Here is a 13,211-nt window from a genome sequence, read left to right on the forward strand (position 1 = left end):
GCTTACTTCATAATAATTAAAATTAATTACTTATATTTTTAGTAACTTTTTGAAATTGATCTACACTGTTTCTATCTTTGGCTTTTATGAAAAAAATATGTTTTCTCGACAAACAACGATTCAATCTTTTCTATTTTTATTAATAGCCATTTTATCTAGCCCTATCTATGCAGCTCAAAGTCCCTCTCAAGCACACTCTAGAATTACTGCATGGAAACATACTGTTGAACACCCTGATCCAATTTTTATTACAATATTAACCAAAGCATTAGATATTACTCGCCATGAATACGGTAGCTACGAAATTATCTCTTCCAAAGAAATGGAACAAGGTAGAGCTGTACAAAGGTTAGCGATAAAATATGAAGGAGTCTTAGACATTGCACACTTTGCTTCTAGCATAGAAAGGGAAAAAGGAGCAATTGCAGTCAAAGTGCCGCTACTAAATGGCTTACTCGGATATCGCGTTTGTTTAATCAATAAAGGTGATCAGCATAAGTTTTCGACAATTGATAATAAACAAGCATTTATAGATAGTCATTTAAGCATTGGCCAGCATCAAGATTGGCCGGATACTGATATTCTAAAAAGCAATGGTTTCAATGTGAGTACCTCTTACAAATACACTTTATTATTTCAACAATTAAAAAAGAAACGCTTTGATTGTTACCTTCGCGGGATTAATGAAATTACTGACGAATATGAAAAATATAAAGAGTTAGACTTTGAAATAGAAAATACACTGTTATTTCACTACCCTTATCCAATTTTCTTTTTTGTTCATGAAAGCGATCCAGAGCTTGCTCAAAGGATAACTTTAGGTTTGACCAGATTAAAAGACAAGGGTGAACTATCAGAGCTTGTAAAGCATTACCACAAAGCACAGATAGATAAATTACATTTAAATAAACGCAAGATAATTACCATTGAGAATCGCATCTTGCCTGAACAATCAATGCAAACGCTGAAACCTATCTCCTGGTTAACTCTATAATTAGTTGAAACTACTTAAAAGTCGATCCATTGCTCGATAATTTAATGCTTCACACAAGTGAGATTTAGAAATTTCAGCTTGTTGCTGAAGATCTGCAATACTCCTAGCCACTTTTAATAAGCTATGCCAAGCACGAATAGATAAACCCATTTTATCAATAGCTTGCTCTAAAAAAATTGCATCTTCTTTACTTAATACGCAAAACTGATTTACTTCCTGACTTGATAAATAATGATTTAGCTTACCTTGCCGAGTTAACTGAATATGACGAGCAGCTAAGACTCTCACTTTAATTTCTGCACTGGTTTCTAATTTATTTTTAGTCCCTAACTGAGACTCTGCTAATAATCCCTTCGGTAATAAAGGCACCATAATCGCCAAAGCAAAGCGATCTAAAAAAGGGCCTGATAAACGCCCTAAATATCGTAAAATTTGATCTGGCGTACTACGCCTCAAATTACCAGATATATGCCCGCACGGGCTTGGGTTCATTGCCGCGATTAATTGAAAATGAGCAGGAAAAGTGACCTGATTTGCTGCTCTAGAGATAGTCACATGGTGATTCTCCATCGGTTGACGAAGACTGTCTAATACTTGCCGTGGAAACTCGGCTAGTTCATCCAAAAACAACACCCCATGATGCGATAGCGAAATCTCTCCTGGTTTGGGTTTACCTCCGCCTCCCACCAGCGCAACAGCCGAAGCACTATGATGAGGCGCGCGGAACGGTGGTATGAACCAATCATCACGTTGCTTGCCACTTACCGAGTATACTGCGGCAGTCTGTAAAGCTTGATGCTCTTCTAAGTTAGGCAACAAGGTCATAAAACGCTCGGCCAACATACTTTTTCCTGTACCAGGCGGCCCAATCAATAATAAATTATGCGAACCGACGGCTGCGACCTCCAGCACTCTCTTTGCTTGTTCTTGACCAATAACGTCACTGAAGTCTAAAGAAGAAGGTGCAATGGGGGGAGTTACATCTTGCTCCGCTGGTGGCAAGGTAAGCTGTTGTTGTAAATAAGCGCAAACATCTATTAAGCTGTTTGCAACAACACCATTTGCCCCCGTTAGTGCACATTCATGGGCATTATCATGGCATACAATCACTTGTCTCTGTTGCTCTTTTGCGGCTAATGCGCAAGGTATGATTCCATCAACATGTCGTAACTCTCCCGATAGAGACAGTTCTCCATAACACTCAAATTGAAGAATCTCGGAACACTTTAATTGATCCGAAGCGATCAAAATACCCAAAGCAATCGCTAAATCAAAACGTCCCCCTTCCTTAGGTAAGTTAGCAGGAGCAAGGTTTACTGTGATCCGTTTGCTTGGAAATTTGTAGTTACTATTTAAAATGGCACTACGTACGCGGTCTTTTGCTTCTTTCACAGACGTTTCTGGTAACCCGACTAAAGAAAAAGCAGGTAACCCAGTACCAAGATGAACTTCAACCTCTACTTCGGGTGCATCTACCCCAGAAATAGAGCGACACACTAACCTCGATAATGCCATGTTAACTCCCTTTACCAACTATCCATTGAAAATTCACTGCTGAGCGTTAATTTAAGTATAGGAGCCAAAATTTATTCAGCAAAATAGAGAGACTAGAAACATGTATTCAAATGTAATAATTAGACCTGCAATACAAAATGACACAATATTAATAAGCCTTATTTATTATTTTTTCTGGTAATTAAAGTGAGTTACTCTTCACGGTATTTTTGCTTGTTAAATAGTATCGTATGACAACTTAAAATATTAAATGATCACTCCTACTGATCGTTTATAAAACCATTAATGCTCAAACGTAAGGAATTGATCAATGAGAAGTAATAAAGAAATAGCATTAGATGCTATCGACTTAGTAACCCCTGCAATACTTAAATTATTTGAGCGCACCAACAGAAAAGAACTGCATATTGTTATTATGGATCCGAGTTTAAAACCTTGGGAGTCTGACTTCGATAACGCTATTTTGGTTGAGAAATCATTAGGTAACCCAAAAGAATGGACGATTCAATTTGATAATTTAGCTAGAAAAAAAGCACATCAAGCTTGGCGTAACGGTTGTGCTAATCTTGATATTCAATCTAAGCACCCTTCATCATTACAAGATGGAGATATTTTATTTTATGGATCATTTGTATATGGAAACATAGTGGTGGCTTGTAGTGGCGTTGAACAGCATTATGACATGTTAATGAGTAGTTGGATCGCATTGGCCTTCGAACAGCTAACTGTTGCAGAATATACAAAAAGTAAAACAGATACACCGACAAAAGCCTTTAGATAACGCCAGCAGTATCAAGAACAGTATAAAAAAACAGAGGTTGGATAATAAGCCACCTCTGTTCCCCCCTACTATAGCAAGATTTTAGAGAAAGCAATCACCGGTTTAAAATGTAGTTATTTCTTCATTCTAAAATAAAGCACATTCCCCTAATATAACGATTCAAACACAACGACTTTCAAGTGAATATCTATTCACGAATCTATTCAATAATCTGTTTAAAAATGTAACAAAAGTTGTTTGAATTGCACTTTTTTGCTATAAAGACCACCCTTTTAAAATCAATCTTCAACACATTCAAAACAGATTGGTTAACCATCATTAAATTCAGGAAAACCCCATGAATGGTGCAAACTTTGTTGTTCACGCTCTCATAGAGCAAAATGTAACACAGGTATTTGGTTACCCGGGTGGCGCTATCATGCCGCTTTATGATGCACTATTTGATGGTGGTGTTGATCATCTTTTATGTCGTCATGAACAAGGTGCAGCCATGGCTGCTATTGGTTATGCTCGCTCAACAGGTAAAGTGGGCGTATGCATCGCTACTTCAGGACCAGGTGCAACCAACTTAATTACAGGTTTAGCTGATGCTTTATTAGACTCAGTACCCGTTGTTGCGATTACAGGACAAGTACCGACGCATCTAATTGGTACCGATGCATTCCAAGAAGTCGATGTATTAGGTTTATCACTAGCATGTACAAAACATAGTTTTATGGTGGAAACAGCTGAGCAGTTAGGCCCAGTTATTGAACAAGCTTTTGAGATCGCTACCAGCGGACGTCCTGGTCCCGTATTGATTGATATTCCTAAAGATATCCAAGTCGGTCCAAGTGTTGCTTATGCTTTAGCGCAATTAGCAGAAACACAACAACCACTAGATCAAGCGATAATCACTGAAGCTAAAAATCTAATTAGCCATGCGAAGAAACCATTATTGTATGTCGGTGGCGGTGTTGGTATGGCAAAAGCAGTACCTGCATTACGTACTTTTATTGAACAAACTCAAATTCCCAGCGTTTGCACTTTAAAAGCAATTGGTTGTATCGAGCATAACTCTACTCACTTTATGGGAATGGTCGGAATGCATGGCAGTAAAGCTTCTAATTTAGCGATTCAAGAGTGTGATTTATTAATCGCAGTAGGAGCACGATTTGATGACCGAGTAACAGGGAAGCTAGATGAATTCGCGCCACATGCAAAGGTTATTCATCTCGATATAGATGCAGCTGAAATAGACAAACTACGTCAAGTCACTATTTCAATGACCGATGATATTAAACAAGTATTACCTGCCATCACGGTGAAGCCTAGTATTGAACAATGGCAGCAACATATCAGCGAGATGAAAGTCACGCACGCTAATCGTTATGATCATCCAGGTGAGCCAATTTTTGCACCGGCTTTATTACGCCAATTAGCTGAAACCATGCCTGCAGATACGGTAATTTGTAGTGATGTAGGCCAACATCAAATGTGGGTTGCACAACACATGTTTGTTGATCGCCCTGAAAATCATATTTCTAGCTCAGGCCTTGGTACAATGGGTTTTGGCGTACCAGCTGCTGTCGGCGCACAAGTCGCTCGCCCAAATGATACTGTAATAGCAGTATCAGGTGACGGCTCTTTTATGATGAACATACAAGAATTAGGGACAATTAAACGTAAGCAGTTACCGGTAAAAATTCTGCTCATTGATAATCAACGTTTAGGTATGGTTAGACAATGGCAAGAATTATTCTTCAACGGGCGATTTAGCGAGACTATTTTAACTGATAACCCTGATTTTGTGACACTAGCCAGCGCATTTGATATTCCTGGTGAAACGATTGTAGTAAAATCTCAAATAGACCAAGCATTACAGCGTTTATTAAACAGCGATGGCCCCTATTTATTACACGTATCTATTTCAGAAGAAGAGAACGTGTGGCCGCTTGTTCCACCGGGTGCAGCCAATGACCAAATGATGGAGAGTATAGGATGAACAATACGTTAACAATTGAGGCAAAGCATAGCCCTGAGTTTTTAGAGCGTCTATTACGTGTCTGTCGTCATCGTGGGTTTTCCATTATTACAATCAATGCCACTACGGAACAACAACTTACAAACATTGAGCTGACAGTCAGCAGTGAACGAGATATCAGCTTATTAATAAAACAAATCAATAAAGTGATTGGTGTATTAACAGTCACTTTATCAGCATCAAGCAGAAATATTAAAGCAAGCGCATAAATTGCAGATTGTGCCCTCAAGGGTTATCTGTTTTACTTGCACTATTATTACTATTAAGGCCAATTGAGTTGGCCAGCAAAGCAGTTTAAGGAAATTAACATGCCAGATTATCGTTCTAAAACCTCAACACATGGCCGTAATATGGCTGGTGCACGTGCACTATGGCGCGCAACTGGCGTAAAAGATGATGACTTTGGTAAGCCAATCATCGCCATTTCAAACTCATTCACACAGTTTGTACCTGGACACGTTCATCTTAAAGATATGGGTCAGCTTGTTGCTGGTGCTGTTGAAGCAGCAGGCGGTATCGCTAAAGAGTTTAATACTATCGCTGTTGATGATGGTATCGCAATGGGTCACTCAGGTATGCTTTATAGCTTACCATCACGTGATTTAATTGCAGATTCAATTGAATATATGGTAAATGCTCACTGTGCAGATGCGATTGTTTGTATCTCTAACTGTGACAAAATCACACCGGGAATGTTAATGGCGGCATTACGCTTAAACATCCCAGTGATCATGGTGTCTGGTGGTCCAATGGAAGCAGGTAAAACTAAGCTTTCTGAGCAGATTATCAAACTTGATTTAGTTGACGCAATGGTAATGGGCGCTGATAAAACAGTGTCTGATGAAGATGTTGAAAAGGTTGAGCGTAGTGCTTGTCCTACATGTGGCTCATGTTCAGGGATGTTTACTGCGAACTCAATGAACTGTCTAACTGAAGCGTTAGGTTTATCATTACCAGGTAATGGTTCAATGCTAGCAACACACGCAGACCGTGAGCAACTATTCTTAGATGCAGGTACTCGTATTGTTGATATCGCTAGACGTCACTACCAAGAAGACGATTACTCAGTATTACCACGTTCAATTGCCAACCGTGCCGCTTTTGAAAATGCAATGGCGCTAGATATCGCAATGGGTGGTTCTACTAATACTATTCTGCATCTTTTAGCTTGTGCTCAAGAAGCTGAACTAGACTTCACCGTAGCCGATATGGATGAGATGTCTCGTCGTATTCCTCAACTATGTAAAGTAGCCCCTTCTACGCCTAAATACCATATGGAAGATGTGCATCGCGCAGGTGGTGTTATGGCTATTTTGGGTGAACTAGATCGAGCTGGTTTATTGAATGGTGATACACCAACTATCTTAAACATGACGATGCGTGAGCAGTTAGCACAATACGATATTATGCAAACCAAAGACCAAGCTATCATCGATTTCTACCGAGCAGGCCCTGCAGGTATACGTACCGTTAAAGCATTTAGTCAATCTTGCCGTTGGGATACTGTAGATAATGACCGTGTTGAAGGTTGTGTGCGCTCTTTAGAAAATGCATTCAGTACCGAAGGTGGTTTAGCTGTATTATTTGGTAATATGGCCGTTGATGGCGCAGTTGTTAAAACCGCGGGTGTTGATGACGATAACCTAACATTCACTGGCCCGGCAAAAGTATACGAAAGCCAAGACGATGCAGTTGCAGCTATCTTAGGCGGTAAAGTTGTTTCTGGTGATGTAGTTGTTATCCGTTACGAAGGCCCGCAAGGCGGTCCTGGTATGCAAGAGATGCTTTATCCAACAAGTTACCTTAAATCTATCGGTTTAGGTAAAGAATGTGCATTAATCACCGATGGTCGTTTCTCTGGTGGTACATCAGGCTTATCAATCGGTCACGTTTCGCCTGAAGCTGCAGCTGGCGGTTTAATCGGTCTAATTGAAAACGGTGATATCATTGATATTAATATTCCAACGCGTGCGATGGACTTGAAAGTATCTGATGAAGTATTAGCTGAGCGTCGTGCAAAACAAGATGCAATTGGTTGGAAGCCAGTGGATCGTATCCGCCCTATTTCAGTGGCATTAAAAGTATATGCATCAATGGCAACCTCTGCCGATAAAGGTGCGGTACGAGATATCACTAAACTTAAATAAGCCCTCGTTTTAGAGCTTATAAGTAGCAAGATATCAAAAAGCCCATTATGTGAATACATAATGGGCTTTTTTAATAAGTAAGCAGTATTATAACAATCACAACAAATAACTTATCTATTTTACTTGTTAAAATAGATCACACATTGATTGCAAATTTTACAAAAGAAACTGCTATTAAAGAATTAGCATGTTTAATGTAATCGGTATAACTAATTTTCTTCAAAGATTAAACGCTCAGAGCTATTTAAACTCTATAAAAGTTTTTTCACGCTATTTCTTTCCACTAGCGTTGGCTCTAATTGAATCTCTAAATCACTTTCTCGCTTAGTTTGTATTTTATCTAGTAAAGTATCAAATGCTTGTCGACCTAAGTTAAATTTAGATTGATGAATGGTCGTCAACGAAGGTGTCATATAACGCGCGATCTTAATGTCATCGTAACCAATAATCGATAAATCATCGGGAATAGATAACCCTAAACTATTTGCAGCATTAATCACGCCCATTGCCATCATGTCATTACAAACAAAAATAGCTGTTGGTAACTCGCCTTTTTGAAAAAGCTTTTTAAAAGCAGTTGCCGCATCTTCACACTCAAAGTTAGAAGTCTCTACCCAGTCAAGATTAATTGACAATTTAGCTTCATACATTGCTTTCTCAAAACCTGCATAACGCTTTTTTGCTGTTGGCTTATCAATCGGCCCACGAATACAGCCTATCTTAGTATGACCACTTTCAATTAAATATTGAGTTGCTATATAACCACCTTTATAGGCATTATCTTGTATTTTATCGGTAGGGAATCCTGTGTCACCATTATCCATCACAACAGTTGGTACAGGCTCATGGCGTTCAAATATATCAATATTTTGGTTGACTAATTCATCACTCATTAGCAATAAGCCATCAACTCGCTTCTGTAATAACATATCAATATTAAAGCGTAAGCGTTCGAAATCACCCTCTGTATTACACAGTAATAAATTATACCCTTGCTCATAACAACGACGCTCAACCCCTTTTACAACTTCAGCAAAAAAAGGATTAATTGAGGTTGTAACCAGCATGCCAAAGGTACGAGTATTTTTAAGTTTTAAGCTTCTAGCTAGTGCTGAAGGTGTGTAATTTAGCAGCTCAACCGCTGCTTTTACTTTCTCAGTGATCTCTTCGCTAACATAACGTGTTTTATTTAATACATGGCTAACTGTGGAGGTAGAAACTTGCGCATGCTTTGCTACATCTTTAATAGTGGCCATTATGTTATGAATTCCTTAGTTTGGTTATCTTTGTTTACTTAAAAATGCCTCTACGTCATTCCGATAGGGTATGGATGATTGAGCTCCCTCCCCCATTACAGTTAATGCCGCAGCAGCATGGGCAAAAACAATCGAATTATCTAAGCTCTTATCTTCTAGTAACCCTGCTAACAAAGCACCATTAAACGTATCACCTGCAGCTGTAGTATCAATGGCCTGTACACGATAACCTTCAATTCGTTGGCCACTAGAGCCTTTACTTAACCAAACACCTTTACTACCTAGGGTGATTAATACCGTTTCTATGCCTTTACCATGCAATACATTGGCAGCTTGTTGGGCTGATTGATCATCAAAGACTTTAATCCCAGTTAATATTTCTGCTTCCGTCTCATTAGGCGTAATGATATTCACTAAAGCAAGAAGATGATCGGTTAATGCTTGTGCAGGGGCTGGGTTAAGTACTACGGTCGTACCGGATAGAGTAGCAATTTCTGCTGCTTTTTCAATGGTTTCAATAGGGACTTCTAACTGCAGTAATAAAATATCTGCATTTTCGATTTTACTTTGATGAGGTGTAACTCTTTGCGGGGTTAAACATGCATTGGCTTCAGCACAAATACAAATACTATTTTCACCACTTGCTGATACTTGAATCATAGCGATACCAGTTGGGGTATTTTCTTCTATCATCACCCCTTCTACATTGATGCCATCTTGCTCAAAGTTTTTACGAATTCTCATACCAAAACTATCATCACCAACACTAGCAATAAAATTAACATTTGCTCCTAGACGGGATGCTGCTACTGCTTGATTTGCCCCTTTACCACCAGCAATAACTCTGTAGTTATGCCCATGTAATGTTTCACCAGGTCGAGGAAAATTATCCACTTTAACAACATGATCCGCATTAACGCTTCCTAGCACCGTAAGTTGACGCATAAATAAACCTTTATTAAATATTGAAAATAGACTTATTAATAGTGAATATTTAAGCGCTTATAATGTATAAGCGCTTATAAAAACCGACAACTAGAGCCTATAATAGGTACAAATAACACTAGTATCGAGTTTTATTCACTAAGCTTATTTAACTACCATCATTAGTGGTACGGGAATATTTTTATCGACGCTTTTACCGGTTAACGTATCAACAGCTGATTGAACACCAATTTCGCCAATCAAAGCAGGCTGCTGTGCAATAGTTGCCCCTAATAACCCACGTTTAACTGCCGCAATACCATCATCAGTTCCATCAAAACCTACAATAAATATATTCTTACCTGAAGCTTGCACTGCACGGAAAGCACCTAGTGCCATTTCATCATTTTGTGCAAATACAGCTTGTGTTTCAGGTTGAGACGATAATAAGTTTTCCATGACGTTAAGGCCTTTAGTACGGTCAAAGTCAGCTGGTTGACTGGCTAATAGATCCAAGCCTTGGCTTTCAACAGCTTTCATAAAACCTTCACCACGTTCACGTGCCGCTGAAGTGCCTGCAATACCTTCTAGCTGAACCACCTTCGCATTTTCACCGATTTTTTCACGAATAAACTTACCTGCCATTTCCCCACCAGCGACATTATCTGACGCGATATGACTAACTACTTCGCCATTGTTAGCCGCTCGATCTAAAGTGAATACAGGTATTGATGCACGGTTAGCTAAACGCACTGCGTTTGATACTGCATCAGAATCCGTAGGGTTGATTAAAATAGCTTTCACTCCACGAACTAATAGGTCTTCAACATTAGCTAACTCTTTACTCGGATCATTTTGTGAATCCAGTACAATTATTTTATAACCTAATGCATCAGCCTTTTTCTCTGCCCCCTCTTTCATTGAAACAAAGAATGGGTTATTCAATGTTGAAACAACCATTGCAATCGTGTCTTGCGCCATCGCACTAGCATTGAATGTTGCTGAAATGACTGCCGCTGAAATTAATGTTGTTAATTTTTTCATTGGACTTTCCTTTTTTGGGTTTAAAAAATATTGGGTTTACTTTTGTTTGTTATCTACTAGTACCGCTAACAAAATTACTGCTGCTTTTACTATCATTTGAAAATATGAAGACACATCTAATAGATTTAATGCATTATTTAACACTCCAATAATTAATGCCCCTATCAGAGTCCCCATAATGTAACCACGACCACCAGCAAGGCTAGTTCCGCCAACGACCACGGCAGCAATAGCATCGAGTTCATAGCCCATACCAGCCGTCGGTTGAGCCGATGATAACCGCGAAGTAATAATGATTCCGGCTAATGCTGACAGTAAACCACAAATGGAATACACACCGATTTTGATGCGGTCGACATTGATACCTGATAATTTAGTCGCTGACTCATTGCCGCCCAAGGCGTAAACATAACGACCGAAGCGAGTATGATTAAGTAAGTACCAAATCCCAGCGAAGACAAGAATCATTAACCACACTGGTACAGGAATACCAAATAAGTAGCCAGTACCAAACCAAGCAAAATGATCTGCAACATCAGTAAAGCCCGTAGAAATAGGACGACCATCGGTATACACCATGGTTACCCCTCGAAGTAATGTCATCATCACTAGTGTCGCGATAAATGCCTGCACCTTCCCCTTAGATATAATTACCCCAGTCATTGAGCCTAGTATTGCTCCGCCTAATAAAGAGAGTGGAATAGCAATAAATACAGAAATCTCTAAACTAATCATACTGGCAGCAAAAGCACCACATAATGCGAGTATTGAACCTACGCTTAAGTCAATACCAGCAGTTAAAATGACTAATGTCATACCAGCAGCAAGAATCGCAATCACTGAAGTTTGTCGCAAAATATTGAGTAGGTTATCAAGCGTAAAAAAGTACTCATTAAGCACAGATACCACTGCGATCAAGGCAATCAAAGCAATTAATGATTTTTGCTCAATAAACCAAGCTTTAGTAAAAATATGCCTTTTAGACTGATTAACTTGTGGGGCTGTAATGTTTGAACTCATGCTGCTACCTCATTGTGATTTTTACCAACAGCACAAGCCATTAGTTTTTCTTGATCTGCTTCTTGTGCACTAAACTCACCACTAATTTGGCCTTGATGCATTACCAAAATACGATCACTCATTCCTAATACTTCAGGCATTTCCGACGACACCAAAATAATACTCATGCCTTCGGCTTTGAATTTGTTAATGAGTTGATAGATCTCTTTCTTTGCACCTACATCTACGCCACGTGTTGGCTCATCTAAGATCAGTACTTTAGGCTTTGTCATCAATCCCTTAGCGATGGCAACTTTCTGTTGATTACCACCGGATAAATTGCCAATAACTTGATCCATTGAAGGGGTTTTAATGTTAAAAAGGCCGATAAAGTCATTAACAGCTGAGCGCTCTTCTTGATGTTTTAACTGCCACCCACTAGAAAGGCTTTTAAGTGTGCACAACGACATATTGTCCTTCACAGATAAACCAAGTACTAAACCATCACCTTTTCTGTCTTCTGAAATATAAGCAATACCATGCTGTAGCCCTTGCAATGTAGAACAAGGGTTAATGACCTCACCTTCTAATATGATATCTCCAGTATGGCGTGGTAATGCACCATAAATCACTTTCATCAGTTCCGTTCGGCCGGCCCCCATTAACCCAGATATCCCTAAAATCTCACCATGCTTTAACGTAAAACTTACGTTATTTATAGCCTCTCCAGAGAGACTTTTAATGGTTAAGCAGTTACTCTGATGTACACAAGGAATACGTGGATATTGTTCATCTAAACGGCGCCCTACCATCAGCTCAATTAATTTGTCTTCATCTATTTGGGCAACCGGCTTTTCAGCAATAAATTTACCATCGCGTAAAATAGTTATGTCATCACACACTTCAAAAATCTCTTTTAAACGGTGTGAGATATAAACAATCCCATAGCCTTCATCGCGTAACTCATTAATCACAGTGAATAACGCGTCCACTTCACTATCTGTTAATGCATCTGTAGGCTCGTCCATAATGATCACTTTCGACTCAAAGGAGAGTGCTTTAGCTATCTCTACCATTTGCTGCTCACCTAAACTCAACTCACCGAGAATAGTTGAAGACTTATGCTTTACTTTTAGACGCGCTAATAATTGATCGGCTTTTTGATACATGGCAGACCAATTAATCGCACCAAAGCGATTGGTCATTTCACGCCCTAAAAAAATATTTTCCGCAATTGTTAAAGCCGGTAATAAATTCAACTCTTGATGAATAATACTGATGCCCGCTTGTTGTGAGTCTCTTGGACCTTTAAAACTAACACTGATATTTTCATACCAAACCTCACCAGCATCTAATGTATAGATACCAGTAATCACCTTCATTAACGTTGATTTTCCAGCACCATTCTCCCCTAACAAAGCCATTACTTGTCCTGGGTATACATTTAAAGACGCCCCATCTAGCGCTTTCACACCAGGGAATGATTTATGGATTTCAGTGAGTTGTAATATCGGCTCTCTCATCATAT

Annotated in this window: 11 protein-coding genes; 5 read left to right on the plus strand and 6 right to left on the minus strand. The window is 39.1% G+C overall.

Going from position 1 to position 13,211, the window contains the following annotated elements:
- Window positions 1-97 precede the first annotated feature (97 nt).
- Entirely contained in the window at window positions 98-994 is an 897-nt protein-coding gene (locus V5290_RS06245; RefSeq protein ID WP_333382937.1) for a hypothetical protein, read from the plus strand.
- Here V5290_RS06245 and V5290_RS06250 read toward each other — a convergent pair whose 3' ends face one another.
- Complete coding sequence (locus V5290_RS06250) at window positions 995-2,509, minus strand: YifB family Mg chelatase-like AAA ATPase (RefSeq protein WP_333382939.1); 1,515 nt, start codon at window positions 2,507-2,509, stop codon at window positions 995-997.
- Window positions 2,510-2,819: 310 nt separating this feature from the next.
- Between V5290_RS06250 and V5290_RS06255 the strand changes: the two genes are divergently transcribed.
- The 4 genes from V5290_RS06255 to ilvD all read left to right on the plus strand — a co-directional run bounded on the left by V5290_RS06255 (window position 2,820) and on the right by ilvD (window position 7,460).
- The gene (locus V5290_RS06255; protein WP_333382941.1) at window positions 2,820-3,290 is read left to right on the plus strand and encodes a hypothetical protein; all 471 of its coding nucleotides are present in this window, start codon (window positions 2,820-2,822) and stop codon (window positions 3,288-3,290) included.
- A gap of 337 nt (window positions 3,291-3,627) precedes the next feature.
- Window positions 3,628-5,274, plus strand: a complete 1,647-nt coding sequence (gene ilvG, locus V5290_RS06260) for an acetolactate synthase 2 catalytic subunit (protein WP_333382943.1) — start codon at window positions 3,628-3,630, stop codon at window positions 5,272-5,274.
- Window positions 5,271-5,522: an acetolactate synthase 2 small subunit gene (gene ilvM / locus V5290_RS06265; RefSeq protein WP_333382944.1), complete on the plus strand. Its 252-nt coding sequence runs from the start codon at window positions 5,271-5,273 to the stop codon at window positions 5,520-5,522. The genes ilvG and ilvM overlap by 4 nt, the downstream gene beginning before the upstream one ends.
- A gap of 99 nt (window positions 5,523-5,621) precedes the next feature.
- Window positions 5,622-7,460, plus strand: coding sequence for a dihydroxy-acid dehydratase (gene ilvD / locus V5290_RS06270; protein WP_333382946.1), 1,839 nt, complete (start codon window positions 5,622-5,624; stop codon window positions 7,458-7,460).
- A 251-nt stretch (window positions 7,461-7,711) separates the two neighbouring features.
- Here the strand turns inward: ilvD and V5290_RS06275 are convergent, their stop codons facing one another.
- The 5 genes from V5290_RS06275 to rbsA form a co-directional block, all read right to left on the minus strand.
- Window positions 7,712-8,716 carry a substrate-binding domain-containing protein gene (locus tag V5290_RS06275; protein WP_333382948.1) on the minus strand — a complete coding sequence of 335 codons (1,005 nt, stop codon included), beginning with the start codon at window positions 8,714-8,716 and terminating at the stop codon, window positions 7,712-7,714.
- A gap of 24 nt (window positions 8,717-8,740) precedes the next feature.
- Entirely contained in the window at window positions 8,741-9,661 is a 921-nt protein-coding gene (gene rbsK / locus V5290_RS06280; RefSeq protein ID WP_333382950.1) for a ribokinase, read from the minus strand.
- 144 nt (window positions 9,662-9,805) lie between these two features.
- The gene (gene rbsB, locus V5290_RS06285) at window positions 9,806-10,684 is read right to left on the minus strand and encodes a ribose ABC transporter substrate-binding protein RbsB (protein WP_333382952.1); all 879 of its coding nucleotides are present in this window, start codon (window positions 10,682-10,684) and stop codon (window positions 9,806-9,808) included.
- Window positions 10,685-10,720: 36 nt separating this feature from the next.
- Window positions 10,721-11,704 (minus strand): ribose ABC transporter permease, encoded by a 984-nt coding sequence (rbsC, locus tag V5290_RS06290; RefSeq protein WP_333382954.1) that lies wholly within the window; start codon window positions 11,702-11,704, stop codon window positions 10,721-10,723.
- Window positions 11,701-13,206 carry a ribose ABC transporter ATP-binding protein RbsA gene (gene rbsA / locus V5290_RS06295; RefSeq protein WP_333383151.1) on the minus strand — a complete coding sequence of 502 codons (1,506 nt, stop codon included), beginning with the start codon at window positions 13,204-13,206 and terminating at the stop codon, window positions 11,701-11,703. Before rbsA ends, rbsC begins: the two co-directional genes overlap by 4 nt.
- Between the last annotated feature and the right edge of the window lie 5 nt (window positions 13,207-13,211).

It is taken from the genome of Psychromonas arctica, assembly GCF_036697365.1.
Lineage (GTDB): Bacteria > Pseudomonadota > Gammaproteobacteria > Enterobacterales > Psychromonadaceae > Psychromonas > Psychromonas arctica_A.

Excerpts from the sequence above, each read along its gene's own strand:
- rbsC (WP_333382954.1), bottom strand. The coding sequence starts at position 11,704 with ATGAGTTCAAACATTACAGCCCCACAAGTTAATCAGTCTAAAAGGCAT.
- V5290_RS06275 (WP_333382948.1), bottom strand. The coding sequence starts at position 8,716 with ATGGCCACTATTAAAGATGTAGCAAAGCATGCGCAAGTTTCTACCTCC.
- rbsB (WP_333382952.1), bottom strand. The coding sequence starts at position 10,684 with ATGAAAAAATTAACAACATTAATTTCAGCGGCAGTCATTTCAGCAACA.
- ilvD (WP_333382946.1), top strand. The coding sequence starts at position 5,622 with ATGCCAGATTATCGTTCTAAAACCTCAACACATGGCCGTAATATGGCT.
- ilvM (WP_333382944.1), top strand. The coding sequence starts at position 5,271 with ATGAACAATACGTTAACAATTGAGGCAAAGCATAGCCCTGAGTTTTTA.
- V5290_RS06255 (WP_333382941.1), top strand. The coding sequence starts at position 2,820 with ATGAGAAGTAATAAAGAAATAGCATTAGATGCTATCGACTTAGTAACC.
- V5290_RS06245 (WP_333382937.1), top strand. The coding sequence starts at position 98 with ATGTTTTCTCGACAAACAACGATTCAATCTTTTCTATTTTTATTAATA.
- rbsA (WP_333383151.1), bottom strand. The coding sequence starts at position 13,206 with ATGAGAGAGCCGATATTACAACTCACTGAAATCCATAAATCATTCCCT.
- V5290_RS06250 (WP_333382939.1), bottom strand. The coding sequence starts at position 2,509 with ATGGCATTATCGAGGTTAGTGTGTCGCTCTATTTCTGGGGTAGATGCA.
- ilvG (WP_333382943.1), top strand. The coding sequence starts at position 3,628 with ATGAATGGTGCAAACTTTGTTGTTCACGCTCTCATAGAGCAAAATGTA.
- rbsK (WP_333382950.1), bottom strand. The coding sequence starts at position 9,661 with ATGCGTCAACTTACGGTGCTAGGAAGCGTTAATGCGGATCATGTTGTT.